This is a genomic window from Paenisporosarcina macmurdoensis (assembly GCF_042658845.1).
GTDB lineage: Bacteria > Bacillota > Bacilli > Bacillales_A > Planococcaceae > Paenisporosarcina > Paenisporosarcina macmurdoensis.
Map to the genome: position 1 here is coordinate 150,651 of NZ_JBHSRI010000018.1, position 26,423 is coordinate 177,073.

26 protein-coding genes are annotated in these 26,423 nt (G+C 38.1%); 22 read left to right on the forward strand and 4 right to left on the reverse strand.

Annotation, left to right across the window (positions count from 1 at the left end; translation table 11 throughout):
• Positions 1–2 precede the first annotated feature (2 nt).
• From ACFPYN_RS10470 to ACFPYN_RS10510, 9 genes are all read left to right on the forward strand, one after another.
• Positions 3–965, forward strand: a complete 963-nt coding sequence (locus tag ACFPYN_RS10470) for a PhoH family protein (protein ID WP_377734024.1) — start codon at positions 3–5, stop codon at positions 963–965.
• 1,076 nt (positions 966–2,041) lie between these two features.
• The gene (locus ACFPYN_RS10475) at positions 2,042–4,147 is read left to right on the forward strand and encodes an HD family phosphohydrolase (protein ID WP_377734025.1); all 2,106 of its coding nucleotides are present in this window, start codon (positions 2,042–2,044) and stop codon (positions 4,145–4,147) included.
• 12 nt (positions 4,148–4,159) lie between these two features.
• Positions 4,160–4,651, forward strand: coding sequence for an rRNA maturation RNase YbeY (ybeY, locus tag ACFPYN_RS10480; RefSeq protein WP_377734026.1), 492 nt, complete (start codon positions 4,160–4,162; stop codon positions 4,649–4,651).
• Positions 4,638–5,003 carry a diacylglycerol kinase family protein gene (locus ACFPYN_RS10485; protein ID WP_377734028.1) on the forward strand — a complete coding sequence of 122 codons (366 nt, stop codon included), beginning with the start codon at positions 4,638–4,640 and terminating at the stop codon, positions 5,001–5,003. Before ybeY ends, ACFPYN_RS10485 begins: the two co-directional genes overlap by 14 nt.
• A gap of 12 nt (positions 5,004–5,015) precedes the next feature.
• The gene (locus ACFPYN_RS10490) at positions 5,016–5,426 is read left to right on the forward strand and encodes a cytidine deaminase (protein WP_377734030.1); all 411 of its coding nucleotides are present in this window, start codon (positions 5,016–5,018) and stop codon (positions 5,424–5,426) included.
• On the forward strand, positions 5,410–6,324 hold the full coding sequence (gene era, locus ACFPYN_RS10495) for a GTPase Era (RefSeq protein ID WP_377734032.1): 915 nt from the start codon (positions 5,410–5,412) through the stop codon (positions 6,322–6,324). The genes ACFPYN_RS10490 and era overlap by 17 nt, the downstream gene beginning before the upstream one ends.
• Positions 6,325–6,342: 18 nt before the next feature.
• Positions 6,343–7,137 carry a DNA repair protein RecO gene (recO, locus tag ACFPYN_RS10500; protein WP_377734033.1) on the forward strand — a complete coding sequence of 265 codons (795 nt, stop codon included), beginning with the start codon at positions 6,343–6,345 and terminating at the stop codon, positions 7,135–7,137.
• Positions 7,138–7,704: 567 nt separating this feature from the next.
• Positions 7,705–7,845, forward strand: a complete 141-nt coding sequence (locus ACFPYN_RS10505) for a hypothetical protein (protein WP_377734035.1) — start codon at positions 7,705–7,707, stop codon at positions 7,843–7,845.
• A 115-nt stretch (positions 7,846–7,960) separates the two neighbouring features.
• The gene (locus tag ACFPYN_RS10510; protein ID WP_377734036.1) at positions 7,961–8,623 is read left to right on the forward strand and encodes a DUF2711 family protein; all 663 of its coding nucleotides are present in this window, start codon (positions 7,961–7,963) and stop codon (positions 8,621–8,623) included.
• Positions 8,624–9,235: 612 nt separating this feature from the next.
• Here the strand turns inward: ACFPYN_RS10510 and ACFPYN_RS10515 are convergent.
• Positions 9,236–10,618 (reverse strand): glycine--tRNA ligase, encoded by a 1,383-nt coding sequence (locus ACFPYN_RS10515; RefSeq protein ID WP_377734037.1) that lies wholly within the window; start codon positions 10,616–10,618, stop codon positions 9,236–9,238.
• A 334-nt stretch (positions 10,619–10,952) separates the two neighbouring features.
• On the opposite strand from ACFPYN_RS10515, the gene ACFPYN_RS10520 reads away from it, so the two are divergent.
• The 8 genes from ACFPYN_RS10520 (at position 10,953) to ACFPYN_RS10555 (ending at position 19,840) form a co-directional block, all read left to right on the forward strand.
• Positions 10,953–11,591, forward strand: a complete 639-nt coding sequence (locus ACFPYN_RS10520; RefSeq protein ID WP_377734038.1) for a helix-turn-helix transcriptional regulator — start codon at positions 10,953–10,955, stop codon at positions 11,589–11,591.
• Positions 11,592–11,603: 12 nt separating this feature from the next.
• Positions 11,604–12,407 (forward strand): pyruvate, water dikinase regulatory protein, encoded by an 804-nt coding sequence (locus tag ACFPYN_RS10525; RefSeq protein WP_377734039.1) that lies wholly within the window; start codon positions 11,604–11,606, stop codon positions 12,405–12,407.
• Positions 12,408–12,624: 217 nt separating this feature from the next.
• A complete protein-coding gene (gene dnaG, locus ACFPYN_RS10530) occupies positions 12,625–14,436 on the forward strand; it encodes a DNA primase (RefSeq protein ID WP_377734040.1) in 1,812 nt (603 codons plus the stop codon).
• A gap of 29 nt (positions 14,437–14,465) precedes the next feature.
• Positions 14,466–15,602, forward strand: a complete 1,137-nt coding sequence (gene rpoD / locus ACFPYN_RS10535) for an RNA polymerase sigma factor RpoD (protein ID WP_024534483.1) — start codon at positions 14,466–14,468, stop codon at positions 15,600–15,602.
• Between the two features lie 286 nt (positions 15,603–15,888).
• The gene (locus ACFPYN_RS10540; protein ID WP_377734041.1) at positions 15,889–17,028 is read left to right on the forward strand and encodes an acyl-CoA dehydrogenase family protein; all 1,140 of its coding nucleotides are present in this window, start codon (positions 15,889–15,891) and stop codon (positions 17,026–17,028) included.
• A gap of 142 nt (positions 17,029–17,170) precedes the next feature.
• Complete coding sequence (gene cccA / locus ACFPYN_RS10545) at positions 17,171–17,539, forward strand: cytochrome c550 (protein WP_377734043.1); 369 nt, start codon at positions 17,171–17,173, stop codon at positions 17,537–17,539.
• Between the two features lie 484 nt (positions 17,540–18,023).
• Positions 18,024–18,725, forward strand: a complete 702-nt coding sequence (locus tag ACFPYN_RS10550; protein ID WP_377734046.1) for a tRNA (adenine(22)-N(1))-methyltransferase — start codon at positions 18,024–18,026, stop codon at positions 18,723–18,725.
• Positions 18,722–19,840 carry a Nif3-like dinuclear metal center hexameric protein gene (locus tag ACFPYN_RS10555; RefSeq protein ID WP_377734047.1) on the forward strand — a complete coding sequence of 373 codons (1,119 nt, stop codon included), beginning with the start codon at positions 18,722–18,724 and terminating at the stop codon, positions 19,838–19,840. The genes ACFPYN_RS10550 and ACFPYN_RS10555 overlap by 4 nt, the downstream gene beginning before the upstream one ends.
• Positions 19,841–19,879: 39 nt before the next feature.
• On the opposite strand, the gene ACFPYN_RS10560 is transcribed toward ACFPYN_RS10555, so the two are convergent.
• Both ACFPYN_RS10560 and vrrA read right to left on the reverse strand, forming a co-directional pair.
• Positions 19,880–20,857 carry a 4-hydroxy-3-methylbut-2-enyl diphosphate reductase gene (locus ACFPYN_RS10560; RefSeq protein WP_377734048.1) on the reverse strand — a complete coding sequence of 326 codons (978 nt, stop codon included), beginning with the start codon at positions 20,855–20,857 and terminating at the stop codon, positions 19,880–19,882.
• Between the two features lie 65 nt (positions 20,858–20,922).
• Positions 20,923–21,390, reverse strand: a complete 468-nt coding sequence (gene vrrA / locus ACFPYN_RS10565; RefSeq protein WP_377734049.1) for a VrrA/YqfQ family protein — start codon at positions 21,388–21,390, stop codon at positions 20,923–20,925.
• Positions 21,391–21,515: 125 nt separating this feature from the next.
• On the opposite strand from vrrA, the gene ACFPYN_RS10570 reads away from it, so the two are divergent.
• Positions 21,516–22,817, forward strand: coding sequence for a DEAD/DEAH box helicase (locus ACFPYN_RS10570; RefSeq protein ID WP_377734051.1), 1,302 nt, complete (start codon positions 21,516–21,518; stop codon positions 22,815–22,817).
• A 14-nt stretch (positions 22,818–22,831) separates the two neighbouring features.
• Positions 22,832–23,719: a deoxyribonuclease IV gene (locus ACFPYN_RS10575; protein ID WP_377734052.1), complete on the forward strand. Its 888-nt coding sequence runs from the start codon at positions 22,832–22,834 to the stop codon at positions 23,717–23,719.
• Positions 23,720–23,760: 41 nt separating this feature from the next.
• On the opposite strand, the gene ACFPYN_RS10580 is transcribed toward ACFPYN_RS10575, so the two are convergent.
• On the reverse strand, positions 23,761–24,000 hold the full coding sequence (locus ACFPYN_RS10580; RefSeq protein WP_377734053.1) for a hypothetical protein: 240 nt from the start codon (positions 23,998–24,000) through the stop codon (positions 23,761–23,763).
• Between the two features lie 103 nt (positions 24,001–24,103).
• Between ACFPYN_RS10580 and ACFPYN_RS10585 the strand changes: the two genes are divergently transcribed.
• The 3 genes from ACFPYN_RS10585 to ACFPYN_RS10595 are packed head-to-tail and all read left to right on the forward strand — an operon-like array spanning position 24,104 to position 26,147.
• Positions 24,104–24,877 carry a metal ABC transporter ATP-binding protein gene (locus ACFPYN_RS10585; RefSeq protein WP_377734055.1) on the forward strand — a complete coding sequence of 258 codons (774 nt, stop codon included), beginning with the start codon at positions 24,104–24,106 and terminating at the stop codon, positions 24,875–24,877.
• Entirely contained in the window at positions 24,874–25,740 is an 867-nt protein-coding gene (locus ACFPYN_RS10590; RefSeq protein WP_377734056.1) for a metal ABC transporter permease, read from the forward strand. The genes ACFPYN_RS10585 and ACFPYN_RS10590 overlap by 4 nt, the downstream gene beginning before the upstream one ends.
• Positions 25,737–26,147 (forward strand): Fur family transcriptional regulator, encoded by a 411-nt coding sequence (locus ACFPYN_RS10595; RefSeq protein WP_377734057.1) that lies wholly within the window; start codon positions 25,737–25,739, stop codon positions 26,145–26,147. The genes ACFPYN_RS10590 and ACFPYN_RS10595 overlap by 4 nt, the downstream gene beginning before the upstream one ends.
• The last annotated feature ends 276 nt before the right edge of the window (positions 26,148–26,423 follow it).

Below are 26,423 nucleotides of genomic sequence, written 5' to 3' on the forward strand. Positions count from 1 at the left end.
GTATGCAGGAAGAACAATTGACGGAATTACACGTTCAAGACCCAAATGAAGCCATCTTACTGCTCGGAATTTCAGATGGTAATATGAAGTTAATCGAACATGAGCTAGGTGTTAAAGTCATCACTAGAGGCGAATCAATTCGTCTAGTTGGAGAAGTAGAAAATACAGCGAATGCGAAGATATTAATTGAACAACTATTAAAAGTGATTCGAAAAGGAATAAATATTAATCAACGTGATGTTAGTACAGCACTTGAAATGAATAACGCTGGTACTTTAGAGTATTTTGCCGAATTATATGATGAAGAAATTGCAAGGAATGTAAAAGGTAAAGCGATTCGTGCCAAAACAATTGGCCAACGTGAATATATTCAAGCTATGCGTCATAAAGACTTAATCTTTTGTATCGGTCCTGCTGGTACTGGTAAAACTTATTTAGCGGTCGTACTTGCAACACAAGCATTAAAAAATGGTCATGTAAAACGAATCATCTTAACTCGTCCAGCAGTTGAAGCAGGAGAGAGCTTAGGGTTCTTACCAGGCGACTTAAAAGAAAAAGTGGATCCTTACTTGCGACCTTTGTATGATGCACTACATGATGTGCTAGGAACTGAGCAGACAGCTCGATTTTTGGAAAGAGGCACCATTGAAATTGCACCCCTTGCCTATATGCGCGGTCGTACTCTTGATGATGCGTTTGTCATTTTAGACGAAGCTCAAAATACGACTAAAGCTCAAATGAAGATGTTCTTAACTCGCTTAGGCTTTGGCTCTAAAATGGTCATCAACGGAGATAAAACTCAAATCGATTTGCCCCCACGTATGGAGTCCGGGCTTAAAGTGGCTGAGAAAATTTTGCATAACGTTAGTGGCATACACTTCCAAACGCTCGAGCAAGGTGACGTTGTCCGTCATCCACTCGTTGCGAAAATTATTCAAGCATACGAGGAACAGCAGTCTGAATAAGGCTGCTGTTTTTTTCTGTTTAATAGCTCAATTAAACTATCCTGTTGTTTTATCGTGCATTTGCGCTTGCGCTTACGGCATGCTCCACATCCAGTGTTTCAGGTGTTTTGGACAAAAAGATGATTCATTAATATTGTTGATTTCCGTTTCAACGCCCTTTCATGTTTCGAAGCTAGCGTAGCGATGCAGAAACAGGCGGACGCTTTCCGCGGGGCGGGCGGTGAGCCTCCTCGGTCGCTTCGCGATCTGCGGTGTCTCACCTGTCCCGCTGATCCCGCTGGAAAGATAGTGGACGAACTGTAATTCGTCCAATATCTTTGCGACGAGTAACCGCAGGAGCATATGTTTTCACACCGCCTTCCACTACAATCCATGAAGTGTGTAGTAACCAACAAGAAAATCTATCAATTGCTTATTGCTAAGACACGAATAAATGATTCTAAGTTAAGCTAGATTTAAAACCAACCTATAATCTTTAGTTGCCATCTAAATTAGTTGATTGAAGTGGAGGTGGCGACTTCTGCGGGAATAGCAGATGTTTTCTGCACCGAAAGCGAAGCGACAGGTGCATGAGCTGAAGACCCCAGGAAAGATACTGGTCAAAGCCAGTATCTTTGCGACGAGTAACCGCAGGAGCATATGTTTTTGCAGTGACGAGGAGACTGAAGCCATGCCCGCGAAAAGCGTCCACCGTAGCGGAAATCAACAGTCCACTATGGTTACTCTTCTTAAAAGGACCGGGCGCACTTTGCCCGGTTTTTCTTACGGCCCGTTAACGATCTCTTTTTTTATTCAATATCAGCACCAGTATTATCGTTTCATTTCTTTAGATTCAAGTTAATTGTGGTTAGATAGTAAGGGAACTGCGGAAAACCTCTGATCCTGTCTTTGCATTGCGTGATTAGTCGGAAATGGAGCATATTCCCACTTTTTTATTTAAGGGTCTAAAAATTATCTCGACTGCTTCTATGTATAAATAGAAGTGATATATTGCGTATTTCTTGAATGTTTTACAATATTCGGTGTAATGATTGAATATTCTTGATATGATAGGTGGTAGAAGATGGGGTGATACAGTGAATAGCTGGTTTAAAAAAATGCAGTCACTAGTGGGCTACCGAACTTTTAACTATTTAACGATTGTGATTACGGCCTTACTCCTTTTCTTGCTCCTTATAAATGGTGTGCGTCCTGAAAAATATGACATTCAGCAGTTTAATCCGTCGAAAGATACCATTCGTTCTATAAAAACAGTGGAAGATCCTGTTAAGACGGAAGAAGAGCGAGAACGAGCGGCTTCAGAAGTGACAAGTGTCTATCAATTCTCAGAAGAAGTTGGAGAAAATCGTGCAGCCATCGTTACTTCCGTTTTTGAATATGTGATGGAAGTGCAAGGAGAATCAGAAGGTGAAAGATTTACAATCGAAGAACAAGTAGATATGTTGAAGGAAGACTTACGTGTTCTCGAAACAGAGGGAGAAGGTATTCGTTTTTCAGACGACGCCTTAACTACATTACTTAATGCAGATAGTGATACATTAACCAATGTACGAGACTCCATTACAACATCAATACGAGATATTATGAGCAAACAAATTCGTTCTGAACAAGTAGCAACGGCAAAAAATGAAATCGAAAAACGAATTCGTAGTAATTCAGCAATTCCAGCAAACATTTTACAAACTGCCGTGTTGATCGGTCGTTATGGTATTAATGAAAATGAAATGTTAAACGAAGAGTTAACTCAAGCTCGTATCGCACAAGCTAGAGAGAGCATTGAGCCAACCCGCATTCTGCAAGGGCAATTAATTGTTCAAGAAGGCCAAATCGTCGATCGGGAAGTGTATCGGCAACTTAAACTCTTGGGAATGTTAACTAATCAGTCTTCGTTAAAACCCATTTTTGGACTAATTCTTTTCATATCGCTTTGTATGTGGCTCGTACATATGCAGGTATCTAAATGGAGAACTGACAAAGATGAGCGTCAATCTGCGTTATTAGTCGTCATGCTCGTATTTATTCTTTCAGTCATTGGCATGATACTAATTAGTTTGGTGTCAGGTAACTTTGAGGTCACCATTGCTTTCTTGTTTCCAACTGCTCTAGCACCGATGCTTGTCCGTTCTTTAATTAATGAACGCTTTGCTATTTTAATCGCATTTTTAACAGCTTCTGTAGCAGGTATTGTGTTCCAAGAAGGATATTCAGTTGTGTTGCAAATGGAAATTACCTTGTATATTTTATTTGGTGGGTTGGCAGGCCTATATGTGATTCAAGGTGCTGAGAAACGGTCACACTTATTACAGACAAGTATGACTGTGGCGGGTGTAAATGTTGTATTCATGGCATTTTATTTACTCATGACACAATCAGATTACGGAGTTAGTGAGCTTCTCTTTTACGGCATCGCTGCTTTCACATCTGGATTGTTATCAGGAGCTTTGACGATTGGTTTATTGCCTTTCTTCGAATCAGCTTTTGGGTTGATATCTGCTATGAAACTTATCGAACTATCAAATCCGAATCATCCTTTGTTGAAAAAAATCTTAACTGAAACACCAGGAACTTATCATCATAGCGTAATGGTTGCAAATCTAGCCGATGCAGCTTGTGAGTCTATTGGAGCAGATGGGTTACTAGCCCGAGTTGGTTGTTACTATCACGATATTGGAAAAACCAAACGACCTGGATTTTTTATCGAGAATCAGATGAGTCATGCGAATCCTCATGATTCCTTACCCCCTGAAACAAGTAGAGATATTATTTTAGCCCATGGAAGTCATGGAGCAAAATTACTACAAAAGCACAAAATGCCGAAAGAAATTATTGATATTGCACAACAACATCATGGAACTACTTTATTAAAGTATTTTTACCACAAAGCAAAAGAGGATGGCAAATTAGTAAAAGAAGAAGAATATCGCTATGCAGGACCAAAACCTCAAAAGAAAGAGACCGCCATTATAGCGATTGCAGATAGTGTAGAAGCTGCAGTGCGCTCAATGAAACAGCCTACCGCAGAGAAAATTAAAGAGATTGTGCAGTCAATCATTAAAGATAAATTGCATGATGGACAGTTCGACGAATGTGATTTAACGTTAAAAGAGCTTAAAACTGTCGAACGCGTTTTGTGTGAAACGTTAAATGGTATTTTTCATTCACGGATTGAATACCCACAATAAAGGAGAATATGTATGCACTTAACCTTAGATTTAAACGATCAAACAGAATCTTTATCATCGGAAAACTTGCAATTAATTGAAAAGATGTTGCATCATGCTGCAGAGGATCAAGGTATTGAAGCAGGTAGTGAATTGTCTGTTACCTTTGTAAATAATGAAGAAATCCAACAAATAAACAACGATTACAGAGGCAAAAATGTGCCAACGGATGTCATTTCATTCGCCATGGAAGAACTGGGTGAAGGTGAAATTGCTATCAACGTGCCAGGTGCACCACGTATGCTCGGAGATATTATTATTTCAGTCGAACGAGCAAAAGAACAAGCAGCTGATTATGGACATAGTGAAGAGAGAGAACTAGGTTTTCTAGCCATTCATGGCTTCTTGCATTTACTCGGTTATGACCATATGGAAGATGAAGATGAAAAAGAAATGACTGAAAAACAAGAGGCGATTCTGCAGTCTTTTGGATTGAGACGTGAACAACAGGATGAAAAACAATAATTTTATCTCTTCATTCAAATTTGCTGTTGAAGGAATCATTCATGCGGGTAGGGGAGAACGTAATTTCCGCTTCCACTTATTTGCAGCCATAATAGTTCTTGTTGCTGGGATTTTCAGTCAAGTTTCATTGATTGAATGGATGATTTTAATTTTATGTATTTCAGTCATGTTAAGTTTAGAATTAATCAACTCTGCTATAGAAAGAGTGGTTGATTTAGCATCACCCGAAATTCATGATTTCGCTAAGCAAGCAAAGGATATGAGTGCTGCTGCAGTTCTTGTATTTGCCTGTGCAAGTGCTATAATCGGAATACTCATCTTTTTACCTAAGTGGATGGAAATATTTAATTGAGGTGTTTGAACAGTGGAAAAGATACAATTAATGGAAGAATCTAAAATCGCACGCGAAAATGCGTACGTACCATATTCGAAATTTAAAGTTGGCGCTGCTTTATTGACAAAAGAAGGAAAAGTTTACCACGGTTGTAATATCGAAAATGCAGCTTATAGCATGACGAACTGTGCAGAACGTACAGCAATGTTTAAAGCAGTTTCTGAAGGCGAACGTAACTTTGCTTCTATGTCAGTTGTAGCAGACACAGACGGCCCCGTATCGCCTTGTGGAGCTTGCCGACAAGTAATTGCCGAGTTTTGCGAACCGAACATGCCTGTGTATTTAATTAACTTAAAAGGAGATGTACAGGAAACGACAGTTGCACAATTGTTGCCTGGTGCATTTTCTCCGGAGGATTTAGCTTATGCTGGAAGCAAATAAAGGATACAAATCAGGATTCATCTCAATTATTGGACGTCCTAACGCTGGTAAATCAACGTTCTTAAATAAAGTGATCGGACAAAAAATTGCGATTATGAGTGATAAACCACAAACAACAAGAAATAAGGTTCAAGGTGTTTTAACGACAGATAAACAGCAAATTATTTTTATCGACACACCAGGGATTAATGAACCTAGACATAAACTAGGCGATTTCATGTTAAAAGTAGCTAAAAACACACTACGTGAAGTGGATGCCATTTTATTAATGGTGGATTCAGTAGACCGAATTGGGAAACAAGATCGATACATTTTAGAGATGTTAAAAGGCAATGAAACTCCAGTATTTTTAGTGATGAATAAAATTGATTTAATTCATCCAGATAAATTATTGAGTGTCACGGAAGCGTTCCGTAAAGAATTTGATTTCGCAGACGTAATACCAATTTCTGCATTAGAAGGAATCAATATTGATGGATTACTTGAAGTGTTATCAAAACATTTACCAGAAGGACCTCAATATTATCCTGCTGATCAAGTAACAGATCATCCTGAACGATTTATCATTTCGGAATTAATTCGTGAAAAAGTGCTTCACTTAACTCATGAAGAAATTCCTCATTCAGTTGCAGTAGTAATTGAAAAAATTAAAAGAGAAGAAGATAGTGAAAAGATTCGAGTAACCGCGACTATCATGGTTGAACGTGAATCACAAAAAGGGATGGTTATCGGTAAAAAGGGAGCACTTTTAAAAGAAGTAGGGGTGCGTGCTCGTAAAGATATAGAAATGTTATTAGGTAGCAAAGTATACCTAGAGTTGTGGGTAAAAGTTCAAAGAGATTGGCGTAACAAACAAGTCCATTTACGTGATTTTGGATTCCGCGACGACGAGTATTAATAAGGAGCGTGTGGGCAGTTGCTGAATCGTATAGAAGGCATTGTCTTAAAAACGCAAGATTATGGGGAAGCCAATAAAATCGTTACTCTTTTCTCTCGTGAAGGTGGCAAAATTACAGCAATGGCCAGAGGTGCAAAAAAACCTGCAAGTCGCCTAGCAGCTATTACGCAACCTTTCACGCATGGTTCTTTTCTTATTCAACAGGGCCGCGGAATGGGAACGATGCAACAAGGGGAACAACTGGAGTCTTATCGACACATTCGGTCAGATATTGAAGCGACTGCTTATGCGAGTTTTGTCGTGGAGCTCATTGATCGAGCTGTTGATGATCGTACTCCACAACCTTCCATTTTTAATTTGCTGCAACAAGCGCTACATGCCATTTCAGAAGAATATGACCCTGAAGCAATTGCTTTATTCGTCGAATGGAAGATGTTGCCGGTTACTGGAATTTATCCAACCCTACACCAATGCACGAATTGTGGTGCTACGGAAGGTGAATTCGCATTTTCTTTTCAACAAATTGGTTTCTTATGTCACAGATGTTTTAGCATAGATCGCTATATTATTCGGTTAACTCCTGCCCAAGTAAAGCTCATTCGAACCTTTTACACAGTTCCGATTGAGCAAGTAGGGAAGTTAACCTTAAAAAAAGAAACGAAAACATTTATTAAAAAAATTGTACGAACTATTTATGAAGAACAGACTGGTATTCGTTTAAAGACACGATCTTTTCTCGATCAACTTGATCGTTCACCAGAATACTTTCCTAAAAAGGAAAATCCGTCTACGTCTCCTGAAGAAGGAGTGTAGACGGATTTTTTTAGGCTCTGTTAAGTATTACGTTAGATTACCAATGTTTGCTCAACTTGACTAATCGTATGCAAAAGAAGGGGATGTTTAATAAGTCACTAATATAAAATAAATGGGGAGGAATGTAACGGTTTCTGTTTACGAGTACACTAAATTACCACACCAATTCGCAGTCCAATTCAGTGCGGACTATACTTTTTTGTTGATTTGTAGGGGGTTTTAAACCTAATTGAGTGTAAATTAGAACCCCCTTAAATAGATTAATAGGAGTTATTGTCATTGTGCGAATTCGAATGTTAATTTTGATGCTAATAGAGGTTTTAATTGTAAGAAGTTTAATGGATATTTATGTTAAATTAAAAAGAAAACTAAATGAACTAACGCGGCAGGTTAGTTCGATTACAATTTATATAAACACCACCTTTAGAGTTCCATCCGATACAAAACTTTGGGAAGGTTCACAAAAAAGAAACAAACCTATTCTAAGAAGTTAAATCTCATTAGTAGTGCCTTCGAGGTGGTACATTTATAGTTGAATTGGCAACGTGTCCAATAGAAGGTGTAACAATGAATTGCGGAGTAAAAATCCCACCTAACAAAGTTTCTGCTCATCATCTAAACAATCGATTTAGATTAGGAGCAAAATCAGTAGATGAAGATGGTTTGATTTTGAAAATGCAAAAACAGAAGACGATTTTGAGGATATAGCTTCAAGTGTTGTGGGTTTATTAAATACATCAAACCGTTTATGGATTTCTATGTTATTGAATTAACCATTTGTTAGTTGAACAATATAACAAGTTAAAGGAGAATTAGAATTTATATGCTGGAATATATAGGGTTAGATGACTCACCTATTTTAAGCCAAATACCGAATCAATTTAGATCAGCAGCTTTTCTTCTCCATCCATTTGTTCATATGCCTGATGGGTGGGAAAAAAGGAAACGGGAAAGACCTTTTCAACACATCTATCCAAGCGACGAAGAAATATTAAACATTGGCAAACCAATTCCGTGGAATCATATCAGTCAGCAAAGCGGCTTAACCTTGCACGAGGTAGGAATAGCACTACACGATCATCGAGATAATAGACCTGATTTAACGAATCAACTTCTCGTCTGCTTTGATACTGATTTATACTTCCCTATGGAAGACAAGCTCTCGGTATTTTTACTAAATGATATCTCGAAGGTCCTTGGTTCCAATGGAGCTGATTTTGTATTATACTCTGAACCGATTGATGGCAGAAAAGGTAGGTTGAAAATAGAGGAAATAAAACCAGAAGAGGTGTCAGATTTAACACCTTCGGTAATTATGCTTATGGATGAAAACCTCGAGTTCGCTTTTATAAGTGAATATGATACCTACACTACGTTATTCTTAACGAAAGATGATAATATTGCTGAAATTATACGAAGGATGAATTGGGAAGCGATCATTTGTGATAATAAAACAACTCCTACTTGGTTTTTACAAAAAAGTTAGTTGTATTATTTCTTAAGCTATTTTGTTTGGAGTCTAGGTATTCGTATTTTCAAAGAACAATGTCTTAGTTCAAACAATTTCCTTTTTAAGCTAACGGGTTTAGTTCAACAATGTCCTATAAGTAAAAGGCTTGGAGCCATATGTCTCCAAGCCTTTTCTGTGCTAAGTTGCTTTCCAAACAGCTTACGAATCTTAATGAGAATTTAAATGCTAAAAGCACGGTTAATTCGATGGTTGTCTTTCAAATGTGAACCCGTTAATAAAAATGAGTCTTTTTATTTGCACTACATTCGAACACTGTAAACAGTAATAATTATCTGTTTTGCATCTGATTAAGGAGTGGAAAACGGCGACTCCAGCGGGAATAGCATGAGCTGAAGACCCCGCAGACAACAAGTTGTGCATTTTTTTGCACAACTTGTTTGCTCGTCGAGGAGGCTGAGGCCATGCCCGCGGAAAGCGTCCGTTTGGAACGGAAATCTACCTCTATTAAATATAAAAAAGAACTGCCCCTTAGTCATATTTCATGACTTTTAGGACAGCTCCTTCCTTCATAAATTTATAGACGTGCTGAGCGCCTGAAGCACTCAGTAGCTTCAAAACTTTAATAAATTAAAATTCTAAGTGTTTTTCAATGTAAGCTTTAACATCAACGATTGGCATACGTGTTTGTTGCATAGAATCGCGGTGACGTACTGTTACTTGACCGTCTTCTACTGAATCAAAGTCATACGTAATACAGAAAGGTGTACCAATTTCATCTTGGCGACGGTAACGTTTACCGATCGATTGAGAATCATCATAATCCACCATGAACGATTTGCTTAAATCAGCAAATACTTCGTTAGCACCTTCAGCTAATTTTTTAGATAAAGGCAAAATCGCTGCTTTTACAGGAGCTAAAGCTGGGTGGAAGCGTAAAACGGTGCGTTTATCATCGCCTTCAAGAGCTTCTTCTGCGTAAGCATCACACAAGAATGCAAGTGTAACTCGGTCAGCGCCTAGTGAAGGTTCAATACAGAAAGGCACATAGCGTTCGTTTGTTATAGGATCGATGTAATTAAAATCTTCACCTGAATGTTCCATATGTCGTTTTAAATCGAAGTCCGTACGATCTGCAATGCCCCATAACTCGCCCCAACCGAATGGGAATTTATATTCTACATCTGTTGTAGCAGAAGCGTAGTGAGACAGTTCTTCAACGTCGTGATCACGCAAACGGATATTATCTTCAGTTAAACCTAGGTTTAATAACCAATTCTTACAATAATCGCGCCAGTAAGCGAACCATTCTAAGTCTTCACCTGGTTTACAGAAGAACTCAAGTTCCATTTGCTCAAATTCGCGCGTACGGAAAGTAAAGTTACCTGGTGTAATTTCATTTCTAAAACTTTTACCAATTTGTGCGATACCAAAAGGCATTTTTTTACGCATTGAGCGCTGAACATTTTTGAAGTTAACAAAAATCCCTTGTGCTGTTTCAGGACGTAAGTAAATATCATTTGATGAAGCTTCCGTAACACCTTGAGAGGTTTTAAACATCAAATTAAATTGACGAATGTCTGTATAGTCCTGTGCTCCGCAATCCGGGCAAGTAATCGTATGTTCTTTAATTAGTTCTTCCATTTTTTCAAATGGAAGGCCATCAACGATTAGCTCAATTCCTTTTGCGTCAAGAGCATCTTCAATTAATTTATCGGCACGATGACGTGCTTTACATTTTTTACAGTCAATCATTGGGTCATTAAAGTTCCCGATATGACCAGAAGCAGACCATACTTTAGGGTTCATTAAGATGGCAGCATCTATTCCCACATTGTATGGAGATTCTTGAACGAATTTGCGCCACCATGCTTTTTTAATATTGTTCTTAAGTTCGATTCCTAGTGGGCCATAATCCCATGTGTTGGCTAAGCCACCGTAAATATCAGAGCCAGGAAAAACAAAACCTCTGTGTTTCGCTAAACTAACTACTTTTTCCATTGTAATTGTCATAAAAATCCCTCCAAAATAAAAATAGCACTCGTCCCCGGACAATTAATGTCCGGGGACGAGTGCATTATACCCGCGGTTCCACCCCAGTTGATTGCACAAACTTCTGCAATCCACTTTCATAAATCATGACTCCAGGACGCCTTTTCATGTCCGATGCAGACTTTCACTATCTCTGCTCGCTTCAGTGAACATTACTTATTTTCCTATCTTCGTCTATATAATTGAGTACATCATAGCATAATCATTTAAAAAGTGCTACTCAGGCTAGACACTAGATAACAAGTCTTAAATAGTATATAATATTTAACATTGAGTATAACACATTTTTGAGGCGGTGAGTCCGATCGAACTCAACAAACGTCAAGAGGAAATTTTGGTAATTGTTAAAGGAAATGGTCCGATTACGGGAGAGCAAATTGCAGAACGATTGCATTTAACAAGATCTACACTACGACCGGATTTAGCGATTTTAACGATGGCTGGATTCCTAGATGCAAGACCACGTGTAGGATATTTCTATTCAGGTAAAAAAACAGGTCAAGCTGTCACGGATAGCATGATGAATATGAAGGTAAGAGACTTTCAATCGATCCCCGTCGTAGTAGCGGAAGATATGACGGTTTACGATGCAATTTGTCATATGTTTTTAGAAGATGTAGGCACTTTGTTTGTTGTTGATAAAAATGCGTATTTAACAGGCGTATTATCAAGGAAAGATTTACTTCGTACGAGCTTAGGTCAACAAGACTTGAATAAAATTCCTGTTCATATTATTATGACCCGGATGCCAAATATAACGTTTTGTTTCAAACATGATTCATTGCTTCATGCTGCGAAGAAGTTGATAGATAAACAAATAGATGCTTTACCGATAGTGAAAGAACATCCAGATGGATTTGAAGTTATAGGTAGACTGACGAAAACTAACATTACAGGTGCTTTTCTATCATTAGCTGAAAATCACGATTTGTGAGGTGATAAAACCATGAAAAAACTGCATATATTTATTGTTTCCGATTCAGTAGGAGAAACAGGAGAATTAGTTGCGAGAGCAGCAGTTAGCCAGTTTAGACCTGGTTTACAAGACACATCATTAAAACGCTTTCCACATATAGAAACGATTGATCATGTAATTGAAATCGTGTACTTAGCAAAAATGCAACATGCTATGATTTTATTTACACTCGTTCAAAAAAATATGCGAGCGACGTTAAAAAAAGAATGTGCAAAACATGGTGTTCGGTACATTGATCTAATGGGTCCATTAATGGATTCGCTTGAAGAAGAATTAAATGAGGTTCCATTTGAAGAACCAGGTCTTGTGCGAAAACTTGATGACGATTATTTTAAAAAAATCGAAGCTATCGAGTTTGCAGTAAAATATGACGATGGACGTGATCCACGAGGGTTACTACTGGCGGATATCGTCTTAATAGGGGTATCGCGTACGTCGAAAACCCCAATGTCTCAATATCTAGCGCACAAACGCTATAAAGTGGCAAATGTCCCACTGGTACCAGAAGTAGAGCCACCGGAAGAGTTATTTTTAGTAGATCCTGCAAAATGTTTTGGTCTCGTTATTTCTCCGGATAAGCTAAATTCCATTAGAAAAGAACGCTTAATTGCTTTAGGATTAAATGATGATGCGAGCTATGCAAAATTAGAGCGTATAAAACAAGAAATCGTGCATTTTGACAAAATTGTTGAACGCATTGGTTGTCAAGTCATTGATGTAACGAATCGCGCTGTAGAAGAAACAGCAAATGTGATTTTAAACAAAATCCAGTAAGTGAAAAACCATCCCGTCGTTGGGAAGGTTTTTTCTTTTGAAAAGGTAATTATTTTGTAGATATTTTTCTGAAAACGTTTTATAATGAAAATTTGTGGTAAAAATATTCAATAAGAGTTGTCATTTCTCAAGTTTTTAAATTCTTTGTCGAAACTTGCAGGATTTTCTTCAACTATCTCGAATTCAATATATAGCCTATAAAGATGGTGATGACTACGTGCAACGAATTCCTGAAGAAACAATTGAACACATTCGCACAAGTAATGATGTAGTGGATGTCATTAGTGAATATGTTCAGTTGACAAAACGTGGACGCAACTGGTTTGGTCTTTGTCCATTTCATAGTGAACAGTCTCCATCTTTTTCTGTATCTCAAGACAAGCAGATTTTTCATTGTTTTGGATGTGGCGCTGGAGGAAATGCCATTACTTTTGTAATGGATATCGACAATCTTTCTTTCCAAGAAGCTGTCAGTAAGTTGGGTTCACGTGTGGGTGTTGATATCGATATTGAACCACAAACTGGTGAAACCACCATGATTTCAAAAGAAGAAACGCGAATGAAAGAAGCACACACATTTGCGATGAATTATTATCACCACTTGCTACTAAATACCGAAGAAGGAGAAAAAGGCCTTCATTATTTAGAAGAAAGAGGATTTTCCCGTGAGCTTATTGAACAATATAGAATTGGCTGGTCTCTTCCTAATTGGGATGCATTAACTACTTTACTTGAACGTAAAGGATTTAATTTAGCTGAAATGGCTCAGAGTGGACTGGTTATCCAAAAAGAAAATAAAAATGAATACTTTGATCGATTCAGAGAACGGATTATGTTTCCAGTTCGAGATGAAGCGGGGAATGTCATTGCATTTTCTGGGCGAGTATTGAATAAAGACACGCAAGATGCTAAGTATATGAATAGTCCTGAATCTCCCATTTTTCAAAAGAGCAAAGTTCTATACAATCTAGATGTTTCTCGACCGATTATTCGGAAAAAACATAAAGTGATTGTCATGGAAGGATTTATGGATGTTATAGCAGCGGCAAAAGCGGGTATCATGAATACTGTAGCCACAATGGGTACTGCACTCACAAAAGAACATATTAATAAGTTGAAACGTTTAACTGATTCAGTCACTATTTGTTATGATGGAGATTCTGCAGGTTTTGACGCTGCTAAACGAGCTGCACAGCTTTTAGTACAAGTTAAAATGAAAACCGAAATTGCGCTGTTACCCGATCAGATGGACCCTGATGACTTTGTTCAAAAAAATGGGGCTGAGGCCTTTGAAAAACAGATCATTGACCGTCCACATGCATATTTAGCCTTTATGATGATGGTAGCAAGACGTAACAAGAATTTTCAATTTGAAAATGATACGTTACAATATGTGCAAGAAGTTCTCGAACATTTTGTAGGAAATTCTTCACCTGTTGAACGAGATTTATATATTCGGCAATTAGCAAAAGAAACCAATATTTCTGAAGAGGCGATTTATCAACAATTCAGAAAAATTGAAGGTAAAACAATCAAGCAAAACTCGAGACAACAAGCTCCATCAGTTGCACAAAACCTGCCTGTCAGTAAAAAGCTGGTACAAGCAATTGATAGGGCAGAAAAATTGTTGCTCGCCCATATGTTATACGAAGTTGATATTGTCGATCGATTACATCAAGAGCATGGCCTTCACGTATTCATCCACGATTCATATGAAGCGATATTTGTTCGTCTCATAGGTTTCTACGACACATATCCTCAAGCAGATACACATCGTTTTCTAGAAATTTTAGAAGACACAGATTTACGTAAGTTGGTAATGGAAGCAACGTTAACAGAACGAGACCCGGAACACGCACGTGAAGAAGTCTCAGACTGTTTACGACAAATAAATAAACACAGAATTGAGCTTCAAATTCAAATCAAAATGCACGAGTCGAAAGAAGCAGAAAGAATGCAGGATATGACGAGTGCTTTAGCGTTAGCAAAACAAATAATCGAATTAAAGAAATCGTTATCAACGATGTAACTTGATTGGTTTTTAAAGGAGGAAGACTTATGGCGGACAAGTCTGAACGTTCAAATTCAAAAGAGGCTGAAACTGAGGTCAGATTAGAAGAAGCAAAAAAATCTCTTCTCGAGATGGGTAAAAAAGCGGGAGAGTTAACGTTTGCTGACATAGCTGAAAAATTATCTGTATTTGTATTGGAATCCGATCAAATAGAAGAATTTATAGAACAGCTAGAAGCACAAGGTGTAGAACTAGGTCGAAAAGATGGCGATGAAGAAGACTTAGAAAAGTTAATGAAAAAAGGGCAAGAAGAAGAAACATTCGACTTAAACGATTTAAGTGTACCACCGGGCGTTAAAATTAATGATCCTGTGCGTATGTACTTAAAAGAAATTGGTCGTGTTGACTTACTTTCTGCTGATGAAGAAATCGCACTTGCTCAACGAATTGAAGTAGGCGATGAAGAAGCGAAAAAACGTTTAGCTGAAGCAAACTTACGACTTGTTGTTAGTATTGCAAAACGCTATGTTGGACGCGGAATGTTGTTCTTGGATTTAATTCAAGAAGGTAATATGGGGCTTATTAAAGCAGTTGAGAAATTTGATTTCCGTAAAGGATTCAAATTCAGCACCTATGCGACTTGGTGGATTCGTCAAGCGATAACTCGTGCTATTGCTGACCAAGCTCGTACAATTCGTATTCCAGTTCATATGGTGGAAACGATAAATAAACTGATTCGAGTACAACGTCAGTTGCTGCAAGATTTAGGTCGCGAACCTTCTCCAGAAGAAATTGGAGAAGAAATGGAGTTACTAGCTGAAAAAGTGCGTGAAATCTTAAAGATTGCACAAGAGCCTGTATCACTTGAAACACCGATTGGTGAAGAAGATGATTCACACTTAGGTGACTTCATTGAAGACTCGGATGCTCAATCTCCATCTGATCATGCTGCGTATGAACTATTAAAAGAGCAGTTAGAAGACGTTTTAGATACATTAACAGATCGGGAAGAAAATGTACTGCGCTTGCGCTTCGGTCTTGATGACGGCCGCACACGTACGTTAGAAGAAGTAGGAAAAGTATTTGGCGTAACTCGTGAACGAATTCGTCAAATTGAAGCGAAGGCTTTACGCAAATTGCGTCATCCTTCTAGAAGCAAACGTTTAAAAGACTTTTTAGAATAGAATTAGTCAGAGACATTCACTTCTGTGAATGTCTCTTTTTTTAGAAATAGAAGTATAAGTTTGGAGTGCCTGACACTATTCACTTTTTCACTGATGATTGTAACAAAGGCTGATAATGAATGAAGTAGAGTGTGGATAATGTAGGGTTAAAAATATTTTTTCTATCTACTTGTGAGATATTATGAGATTGCTATACGTTTAAATAAGAAAAATAGTTGTTAATGTGAGAATATTACCTTTATAATGAAAATTGAAAGCGTTTTATAAATTAAAGGGGTTGAATGTAGTGAATTTTGATTTATCGCAAGAACATCAGATGATTCGCAAGACAATGAAGGAGTTTGCGGATAAAGTTGTAGCACCAGGCGCGATAGAACGTGACCGCACGAAAGCTTTCCCTAAAGAAATCTTTAAACAGTTAGCCGACATGGGGATGATGGGCGTACCGTTTTCAGAAGAATATGGCGGAGCAGGTTCAGATACGATTAGTTTTGCTATCGTTACAGAAGAATTAAGCCGTGCTTGTGGTTCTACAGGGATTACCTATTCAGCACATATTTCATTAGGTGGAGCTCCACTTAATTTATTTGGAACAGAAGAACAAAAACATAAATACTTAGCACCTATATGTTCAGGAGAGTCTTTCGGAGCTTTTGGCTTAACTGAACCAAATGCAGGGTCAGATGCGGGTGGTACACAAACACGCGCAGTTGAAGATGGTGACGATTTTATTATTAACGGCAGCAAAGTATATATTACGAATGCAAGCTACGCGAAGCATTTAGCGATTACGGCAATTACAGGTATGAAAGATGGTAAGAAAGAAATTAGTGCAATCATCATACCTACTGATGCTGAAGGGTTCACAGTGATCGATAATTATGAAAAAATGGGCTTGAATGCTTCTAATACAACTGAACTTGTACTCGAGAATGTGAGAGTACCGAAAGCGAACTTATTAGGGAAGCGTGGAGAAGGCTTCCAACAGTTTTTAATCACTCTTGATGGTGGTCGAATTGGTATTGGGGCAATGGCAGTTGGAATTGCACAAGCAGCCTTTGATAAAGCATTACGCTACTCAAAAGAGCGTCAACAATTTGGCAAACCATTGGCTCATTTCCAAATTACTCAATTTAAATTAGCTGATATGGCTATGAAAATCGAGTTAGCTCGTACAATGGTTCATAAAGCGGCTTGGTTAAAAGATCAAGGGCGACCATTTACAAAAGAAGCATCGATGTGTAAATTGTATGCGTCAGAAATGGCAATGCAAGTTGCCGATCAAGCTGTTCAAATTCATGGTGGCTATGGCTATATGAAAGAATATGAAGTAGAACGCTATATGCGTGATGCGAAATTACTAGAAATTGGTGAAGGAACTTCTGAGATTCAACGAATGGTTATTGCTCGTCAAATTGGATGTTAATATTCATTAAATTGTCGAATTTCTGACAATCCACGAAAACTTCTGTGATAAGACTTTTCGTTTGAAGTAGAATGCAGTACAATAACAGTGTTGACTGATTCTATTATAGAAAAAGAATGAACGAAAAGAAGGAGGTTACATGATGCAAAAAAACCCAATCGTACCTTTCATATTAATTATGGCATTTGGTATTGGTCTTATTTTCTTCTTATCAATTCAAGGTGCTGATAAGAAAGAAGAAATTGCTGCTGGACATGAAGAAGGCGCTAAAGAAGAAGGCGGCGAAACTGCAGAAGAATTTGATGCAGAAGCTGTTGCTCAAGGAAAATGTATCTCTTGTCATGGTGGAGATCTTGCTGGTCAAGGAAACTTCCCATCATTAGTGGATACAAAACTTTCTCAAGAAGAAATTGCTGAAGTTATCACAAACGGTAAAGGCGCAATGCCTCCAGGTTTGGTAGACGCAGCAAATGTAGAAGCAATGGCTGAATATATTCATACACTAGAATAGTTCTGCTGACCCTTATCCTAACCATGGATAAGGGTTTTTTTGTAGGCTTGTTAAAGAAGGTTAATAGAGTCAACTTCATAATTCGGATGTAACACAAACAGACTAAAAACAGAGATTCTGTCGATTTCTATTAAGGCGATCACTTTCCGGGTGTGGTCCGCTCTCTGTGGAGTCACACCTGGACACACTTTTCAATTTGGAAAGATATTGGACGATCTGTCAATCGACGCAACACCTTCAGGACCTCATGACCCACTTCCTTGGGCTCATTCGGAAATCAACTGTACGATAACAGAAATATCATTATAGTTCACAAGTTTTGAAAGTCTGGACATCAACTATCTAGGCTTTTTTTGAAGAGACAATTAAACATTCAACTTTGAACATGAAAAATAAATACAAATAGCAGTCGGTTTAACTCGACTTGCTGCGTCTTTCTCGTTCTATGGTACAATCTTGATATAAAAGAAAGGAGAGGATTTCGTTGAACGCACAACGTCTCTCAGAACGTTTAACGCGTGTAGCATCTTATGTAAAACCAGGTGCTATTGTCGCTGATATTGGCAGCGATCACGCTTATTTACCTTGTTACCTAATTCACCACCAAATCGCAGAAAAAGCAATTGCGGGGGAAGTGGCAAAGGGTCCTTATGAATCAGCACGAAATCAAGTCGTTCAAGAACAATTAGAGGATAAGATAACGGTACGTTTTGCTAATGGTTTGCAAGCAATCAGCCCTGAAGATTTAGTTGATACAGTGACCATCGCCGGAATGGGTGGTCCGTTAATTGCTACAATTTTAGACCAAGACAGCGACAGATTAGCAACTGTTAATCGATTAATACTGCAGCCAAACATTCATGCCAAAGCCATTCGGGAATGGGCAATTGCGAATGATTGGAAGCTTGTGGCTGAAGAAGTGTTACAAGAAGATGATAAAATCTATGAAATTCTTGTTCTTGAAAGAGGCAAGATGACGTTGTCACATACGGAAGCTTTGATGGGCCCGTTTTTAATTACAAATGCTCAAAATGAGGTATTTCGCTTAAAATGGGGGAAGGAAACTGCAGAATGGACGCGGATTTTAGAAGCTATTCGAGTGGCAGAATTATCAACAGAAGTACAGATGAAAAAAGATGAATTAGAAGATAAGTTGAAAATTGTAAAGGAAGTGCTTGGTGCATGAAAACAGCGAATGGACATGAAATTATACAATTATTCGAGTCCTGGTCGCCAAAAACCTTTGCATTAGAAGGCGATCCTATTGGATTACAAATCGGTCAGTTAAATCGACAAGTTCAACATGTATTGGTAACACTCGATGTTACGTTAGAAGTGGTACAAGAAGCAATTGACCAGAACTGTCAATTAATTCTAGCGCATCATCCACCCATTTATCGCCCGTTAAAAAACCTTCGAACGGATACACCTACTGGTAAAATAGTTGAGTTATGTATGAAACATGACATCGCAGTATACGCAGCACATACAAATTTGGATGTTGCACCTGGTGGCGTAAACGATTTATTAGCTGAAGCACTTGAATTGCAAAAAATCAGCATGTTGGATGAAACCTATTCAGAATCAATGATGAAATTAGCCGTATTTGTACCTCATTCTCATGCGCAAATTTTGCGAGAGCAATTAGCCTTGGTTGGTGCTGGTAAAATAGGCAATTATGATAGCTGTAGCTTTTCGTCTCTTGGTACTGGTCGATTCCAACCTCTCGATGGTTCAAATCCTGTCATTGGCAAAATTAACTACCTAGAAGAAGTGCAAGAGGAAAAAATAGAAGTAGTATTTGTATCTACTAAAAAATCTAAAATCTTGAAAGCTATGTATGAGTATCATCCTTATGAAGAAGTAGCTTTTGATCTATGGACGTTAGAATCTAAAACAAGCCAACAAGGCATTGGACGAATTGGTATGCTTGAACAACCGATGGCTCTTGATGACTTTGCTAGTAAGTTAAAGGAACAGTTACATGTACCTTTTGTGCGCATTGTCGGGGATGCATCGAAAATTATTCGCAGAGTGGCAGTGCTCGGAGGAGACGGCAATAAATACATTCAAACAGCCAAACGTGCAGGAGCGGATGTATTAGTTACGGGAGATTTATATTTCCATGTAGCACAAGAAGCTCAAACGCTAGGTCTTTCTGTAGTAGATCCAGGTCACCATGTAGAATCGATAATGAAATCAGGCGTTTCAGTAAAAATGAATAAGATGTGTCAAGAAAACAAGTACAACTGTCGGTTTATTCCTTCAAGTATTTCGACAGAACCATTCCGAGTGAAATAGAAAAGAGGCTATCCAGTAAATGGATAGCCTCTTATTTTGTTAAGAAATTGGATATGGTTCGATACGTACCACAGGTTGTGGGTGCTTAATTTTAGGTAAAATCTTGTCGATCGTTACCGTTCGGTCAAGAAGATGCGTTTGAGGATCAAGTGGATCGTATTTCTCTAAAAATTTAACGACTTCTTTTACGATAGGTGTTGGTGTTGAAGCACCAGCAGTTACCGCAATTATTTCAATACCTTCAAGCCATTCTAACTTGAGCTCAGATAAATCTGAAATACGATAAGAAGGAGTCGCGGCAATTTCTTCAGACACTTGAGTCAGTCGATTTGAATTGTTGCTCATTGGGTCTCCGACGACAATTAACAACTGGGCTGCGCCAGCTTGATCGGCTACCGCTTCTTGACGAACTTGGGTTGCTAGGCAAATTTCTTTATGCACTTCAATATGAGGGAATTTTTGTTCTAGTTTTTTCATCAGTTCTACAACATCCCATTGACTCATGGTTGTTTGATTCGTGACAATTAATTTTTCTGCTTGAATATTCAACTTCTCTACGTCTTCGACAGTTTGAACGAGATGTACAGCGTTAGGAGCTACACCAATAGCGCCTTCAGGTTCAGGATGTCCCTTTTTACCAATATAGATGACTTGGTAGCCTTCATCCGTTTTTTCGCGAATTAAGTCATGAGTAACTGTAACGTCTGGACATGTAGCGTCAATTGACACTAGCCCTTTTTGTTTGGCTAACTCTCGAACTTCAGGTGACACACCATGTGCAGTAAAGATGACAGTACCGCCATTCACCTTATCTAAAATTTCTTTTCGGTTTTCACCATCCAACGTAATAATACCGTCATTTTCAAAGGCATCAGTTACGTGTTTGTTATGGACGATCATACCTAATATATATATCGGACGTGGAAGGGATGTGTCCATCGCAGCATTACGAGCGATAACCATTGCATCCACTACACCGTAACAATAACCACGTGGGGTAATTTTGAGCACTTGCATATGTAGCACTCCTCTCAGAAGTTGTTAATCTCTATTATAACGGAGAGAAGTGCTGAATTCAAAAATCAAAGAGGTGGTTGAAAAATTCTTGGTATTGAAGCTCCAGTAGTTCGAGGAACTGAAGAGGCAGCTGCACTCACACTTCGAGCTACTGTGCTTGTGGTCGTGGCATCTGGCATGTTTTGAAAGCCCCGGTAAATTTTCCAAAGAGCTGGAATATTTTGAACCATAGGAGCTACTTGCTGAACCATAGGTGTCAATCTTTGTGCAGTGGATAAAAATTGATCAGCGGTTTGTAAATATTGTTCCATACGATTTGCTACTGGTGGAATTCCCGCACCTCCAGTACCTCCCAGACCAAAAGGAGATGGTCCGCCACCAGGGAAACCATTAGGAGCTTGTGGTGTGCCTGCATTTCCTGCTCCAAATGATTGAGAAAGCCCTCTTAAAAAGCTGTTTCGAGGAGCTTGAAATTGTTGCGGAATAGGTGGAGCTTGTTGCTGTGAAAAAGGATAAAAAGATTGATATCGCATAAAATCCTCCTTTCAAAATAAATAGTTAATTGACGCAATGGCCATACTACAACTATGATAAACTGATGGTCTTTAAAACAGACGAAAGAACATGCTACAATGAAAGTACGTAAGGAGGGGCAAAAATGTCCAAATATACTGATTATGATTTCCAGCCTTTTTTACAAGATGCCATTAGTAAATTAGGTTTCACAGAACCTACACCCATTCAAAAAGAAATAATTCCTTTGATTTTAAAAGGGAAAAGTGCGATTGGCCAAGCACATACGGGTACAGGGAAAACACATAGTTTTTTAATTCCGATTGTTGAGCGTATTCAATCAAACAAAACAGAATTACAAGCTATTATTACGTCTCCAACACGTGAACTTGCTTCACAAATTTTCGAAGAACTAAGTAAGTTAACTGAAGGTACAGAAATTCAATCTAAATTGTTTATTGGTGGTACTGATAAACAGCGTTCGATTGATAAATTAAAAACACAACCACATATCGTAGTGGGAACTCCTGGACGTATTCGTGACTTAGTAAAAGAAAATGCTTTACTTGTTCATACTGCACCCATATTAGTAGTAGATGAAGCCGATCTTGCTTTTGACTTAGGCTTTATTGAAGATATTGATACGTTTGCAGGAAAAATGCCAAGTACTTTAGAAATGTACGTGTTTTCTGCTACCATTCCAGAACGCTTACACCCATTTTTGAAAAAATATATGGCTTCACCGGTACACATTCATATCGGAGAAAAGCGCCCTGCTGCTGAAGGTATTGAATTTAATTTAGTACCGGTTCGTAGTAAATCTAAAAAGAAACGTTTAGTAGAAGTTATGGAAGGAATCAATCCTTACCTAGCGATTATTTTTACGAACACTCGTAAGAATGCAGATGACGTTGCTAATTATTTAGCTGAAGCTGGTTACCGCGTAGGACGTATTCATGGAGACTTAGCACCACGTGAACGTACTCGTATGATGAGACAAGTCCGCGAACTTGAGTATCAATATATTGTTGCAACAGATCTTGCTGCACGTGGAATTGATATCCAAGGTGTAAGTCACGTAATTAACTTTGAGCTTCCTGAAGACTTAGAATTCTTTATTCACCGTGTTGGACGTACTGCTCGTGCTGGATTAAAAGGTACAGCTATAACATTATATGAACCAACCGATGAAGACGCGATTATTCGAATTGAAAAAATGGGAATTCCATTTGTTCATGTAGATATTAAAGACGGTGAGTGGTCAGAATTAAAAGAACGCCACGAACGTAAAAATCGTAAAAAGAGTGAAATTAGTGAAATTGATCTTAAAGCAAAATCATTAGTTCGCAAACCTAAAAAAGTAAAACCTGGTTATAAACGTAATATGCGCTGGGAAATGGACAAAGTTAAAAAAAGAGAACGTCGTATTAAAAACCGTAAAAAGTAAGGGGATTATTCGATATGTTATTAGGTTCACATGTTTCAATGAGTGGGAAGAATATGTTGCTGGCTGCAAGTGAAGAAGCTGCTTCTTATGGAGCAACTACTTTTATGATTTACACAGGAGCACCACAAAATACACGACGTAAACCGATTGAAGACTTGAACATTGAGGCAGGACAAGCACATATGAATGCGCATGGAATGTCGAATATCGTAGTTCATGCTCCATATATCATTAACATCGGTAATTCACTCAAACCAGAAACATTTGCACTTGGTGTCGAATTCTTACAAAAAGAAATTGAACGAACTGCAGCATTAGGTGCAAAACAAATTGTTTTACACCCTGGTGCCCATGTTGGTGCTGGCACGGATAAAGGCATTGAAAAAATCATCGAAGGTTTAAATGAAGTGTTATCGCAAGACTTTCCAGTACAAATCGCCTTGGAAACAATGGCGGGTAAAGGGACTGAATGCGGTCGCTCTTTTGAAGAACTTGCACAAATCATAAATGGCGTTACTCATAATGAACGACTTTCTGTTTGTTTAGATACATGTCATATACATGATGCAGGTTATAATATCGTCGAAGATTTTGACAGTGTACTTAATCAATTCGATCAATTGATAGGCATAAATCGTTTAAAAGTACTTCATATTAATGACAGCAAAAATATTCGTGGCGCAAGTAAAGATCGCCATGAAAATATTGGTTTTGGCGAGATAGGTTTTAAAACACTTAATCAAATTGTGCATCATCCGCAATTAGTAAATGTTCCTAAAATTTTAGAAACACCTTACGTCGGATCAGATGCAAAAAATAAAAAGCCACCCTATTTGTATGAAATTGAGATGTTTAAAACACAAACATTTATGCCAGATATGATTGACGGTTTACGTTCATAACCTTAAAAGACTCAAGCAGTTTACCTGTTTGAGTCTTTTTTTTATAGATTAAAATAAGCAAAAAGTTTTTTGGTGCGATTTTTTCCTAATACCGCCGCAACTTGTTTGTGAATATGAGCGGGAGGACCAAACAATAACCATTGAATTGATGCTTTATCGAAAATAGGTCGAACTAATTTTACTTCTTGAGGTGATAATTGAACGGGAAGTGAACTTGTCATTTTAGCAATTTCATCATCAGATTTTTCTTTTGTCGCTTGAACTAATTCCCAAATATCCAAAACTTCATCCTTTCAAGATTATTGAGTTTACATATGACAATATCTCCGTTATACTAACTAATTGTAAATCGTAATGATTATGAATTAGAAAGAGGCGAGCTTGATGAATGCGCCATATGATATTGAACTGCACAATGTGTCATTCCAGTACGATCAAAATATCGTATTAAAAAATATTTCGTTACAAGTAAAACAAGGGGATTTCTTGGCTGTTTTAGGTCCAAATGGTTCAGGAAAGTCCACTTTATTAAAAATAATACTAGGGTTGTTAAAACCAACTTCTGGAACCGTTGATTTATTTGGTGAAAAGAGTCGTGACTTCAAAAAAAGGGAATGGCTAGGGTATGTCTCTCAAAAGTCGAATGCTTTTAATACGGGCTTTCCAGCAACCGTCTACGAAGTAGTTCAAAGCGGTCTTGTTAAAAAAACAGGATTGTTCAAAAACTTTCCAAAAGATTCATTCCAACGTGTCGAAAAGGCTTTGAATTCTGTTGGAATGATTGATTTTATGAACCAATCTATTGGAGAACTATCAGGTGGTCAACAACAGCGTGTATTTATTGCGCGTGCTCTAGTTGCTGAGCCGAAGTGTTTAATTTTAGATGAACCTACCGTCGGTATTGATCATCAGCACGTACAATCGTTTTATAATATGCTTGCTGAGTTAAATCGTGAACAGAACCTAACACTGATTCTCGTCACGCATGATGTTGATACTGTATCTAGCAAAATCAGTCATGTCGCATGTTTGAATCAAACCATCCATTTCCATGGATTTAAAAATGAATTTAATCAATTAAGTGATGAAGATCGTCAAGCATGGTATGGTCATTCCGTTCGCAAAATTCACCATGCTAAAAGTGGGGGAACGCAATGATTGAAGCGTTATTAAATTATGAGTTTTTACAAAATGCTTTTGCTTCTGGTATTATCATCGGTCTGATTGCTCCTCTTCTAGGAGTGTTCATTGTCGTCAGAAGATTATCACTCATTGCGGATGCCTTGAGTCATGTCACGTTAGCTGGGATCGCGGGGAGCCTATATTTAAGTCAAACGACAGCTGTGTTTGCCCTGTTAAATCCTTTATATTTAGGCATTGTGGCAGCCGTAACTGGCTCCGTTTTAATCGAACGATTACGCCGATTATATAAACATTACGAAGAGCTAGCCATCCCGATCATTATGTCTGCAGGAATTGGCTTCAGTGCCATTTTTATTTCTTTAGCAAATGGCTTTAGCTCAGATTTATTTGGTTACTTATTCGGTTCTGTATCTGCAGTGAGCAGACAAGATTTATGGATCGTTCTTGCGATTGCCTTTATTGTCGTTATCTTTTTAGTGTTGTTTTATAAAGAATTATTCCTCATGTCCTTTGACGAGGAATACGCTAAAGCATCAGGGCTTCCTTCTAAGTGGGTACATCTATTATTTATGATTGTCACAGCACTTGTAATTGCTGCAAGTATGCGAATTGTGGGGATACTCCTTGTATCTTCATTGATGACATTGCCAGTGGCAGCTAGCATGCGAATAGCCAAAGGCTTTAAACAAGCTATTTTTTATGCAGTGATATTTGGAGAAGCCGCAGTGATAATTGGGCTTGTATGTGCATTTTATTTAAATATTGCACCAGGTGGGACAATCGTTGTCACATCAATCATCATTTTATTACTCGTGTTAATCGGGAAAAAGATTTGGTTAGCAGTCGTAACAAAGAATGAAAGGGGACGTCTTGCATGAATATTTCGAAAGCATGGGACCTTTTAAAAGAAAAGGGATACAAAAAAACGGATAAGAGACAACAAATCTTAGATCTATTTGAAGATAATGAACGTTATTTAACTGCTCGAGATTTACTTGATGTGATGAAAAAAGATTATCCTGGAATGAGTTATGACACGATTTATCGAAACTTAAGTACATTTGTTGAGATTGGCATATTAGAAGAAACTGAGTTATCTGGAGAACGCCATTTCCGTATGCAATGTGAAGCAGATCACCACCATCATCACTTCATATGCATGGATTGTGGGAAAATCAAAGAAATTCACTTATGTCCAATGGATTTACTTGAAGAAAAATTACCTGCTTATCAAATTGATAGTCATAAGTTTGAAATTTACGGAAAATGCCCAAATTGTATATAAGAAAATCCCGTCAAACCTTGGTTTGACGGGATTTTCTTATGGTTGTAAGGATTTTTTTACAAATATAAAAATATAGTTTGGATGGTTTATGAAAAACCGCTGATAGCCACCAGATATTCGCTTATAGAGATCCGAAAACCGCTGATAGCCGACAGATAACCGCTGATAGAGATCCGAAAACCGCTGATAGCCGACAAAAATCCGCTCATAGGCATGTTCTACAAGTAGAACAGCCGTTGCAGAGTTCTTAGGTAGGGTAAAGGTAAACTCAGAGGG

Excerpts from the sequence above, each read along its gene's own strand:
- ACFPYN_RS10585 (WP_377734055.1), top strand. The coding sequence starts at position 24,104 with ATGAATGCGCCATATGATATTGAACTGCACAATGTGTCATTCCAGTAC.
- ybeY (WP_377734026.1), top strand. The coding sequence starts at position 4,160 with ATGCACTTAACCTTAGATTTAAACGATCAAACAGAATCTTTATCATCG.
- era (WP_377734032.1), top strand. The coding sequence starts at position 5,410 with ATGCTGGAAGCAAATAAAGGATACAAATCAGGATTCATCTCAATTATT.
- rpoD (WP_024534483.1), top strand. The coding sequence starts at position 14,466 with ATGGCGGACAAGTCTGAACGTTCAAATTCAAAAGAGGCTGAAACTGAG.
- ACFPYN_RS10575 (WP_377734052.1), top strand. The coding sequence starts at position 22,832 with ATGTTATTAGGTTCACATGTTTCAATGAGTGGGAAGAATATGTTGCTG.
- cccA (WP_377734043.1), top strand. The coding sequence starts at position 17,171 with ATGCAAAAAAACCCAATCGTACCTTTCATATTAATTATGGCATTTGGT.
- ACFPYN_RS10470 (WP_377734024.1), top strand. The coding sequence starts at position 3 with ATGCAGGAAGAACAATTGACGGAATTACACGTTCAAGACCCAAATGAA.
- ACFPYN_RS10510 (WP_377734036.1), top strand. The coding sequence starts at position 7,961 with ATGCTGGAATATATAGGGTTAGATGACTCACCTATTTTAAGCCAAATA.
- vrrA (WP_377734049.1), bottom strand. The coding sequence starts at position 21,390 with ATGCGATATCAATCTTTTTATCCTTTTTCACAGCAACAAGCTCCACCT.
- ACFPYN_RS10595 (WP_377734057.1), top strand. The coding sequence starts at position 25,737 with ATGAATATTTCGAAAGCATGGGACCTTTTAAAAGAAAAGGGATACAAA.
- ACFPYN_RS10555 (WP_377734047.1), top strand. The coding sequence starts at position 18,722 with ATGAAAACAGCGAATGGACATGAAATTATACAATTATTCGAGTCCTGG.
- ACFPYN_RS10485 (WP_377734028.1), top strand. The coding sequence starts at position 4,638 with ATGAAAAACAATAATTTTATCTCTTCATTCAAATTTGCTGTTGAAGGA.
- ACFPYN_RS10505 (WP_377734035.1), top strand. The coding sequence starts at position 7,705 with ATGAATTGCGGAGTAAAAATCCCACCTAACAAAGTTTCTGCTCATCAT.
- ACFPYN_RS10570 (WP_377734051.1), top strand. The coding sequence starts at position 21,516 with ATGTCCAAATATACTGATTATGATTTCCAGCCTTTTTTACAAGATGCC.
- ACFPYN_RS10515 (WP_377734037.1), bottom strand. The coding sequence starts at position 10,618 with ATGACAATTACAATGGAAAAAGTAGTTAGTTTAGCGAAACACAGAGGT.
- ACFPYN_RS10590 (WP_377734056.1), top strand. The coding sequence starts at position 24,874 with ATGATTGAAGCGTTATTAAATTATGAGTTTTTACAAAATGCTTTTGCT.
- ACFPYN_RS10525 (WP_377734039.1), top strand. The coding sequence starts at position 11,604 with ATGAAAAAACTGCATATATTTATTGTTTCCGATTCAGTAGGAGAAACA.
- ACFPYN_RS10560 (WP_377734048.1), bottom strand. The coding sequence starts at position 20,857 with ATGCAAGTGCTCAAAATTACCCCACGTGGTTATTGTTACGGTGTAGTG.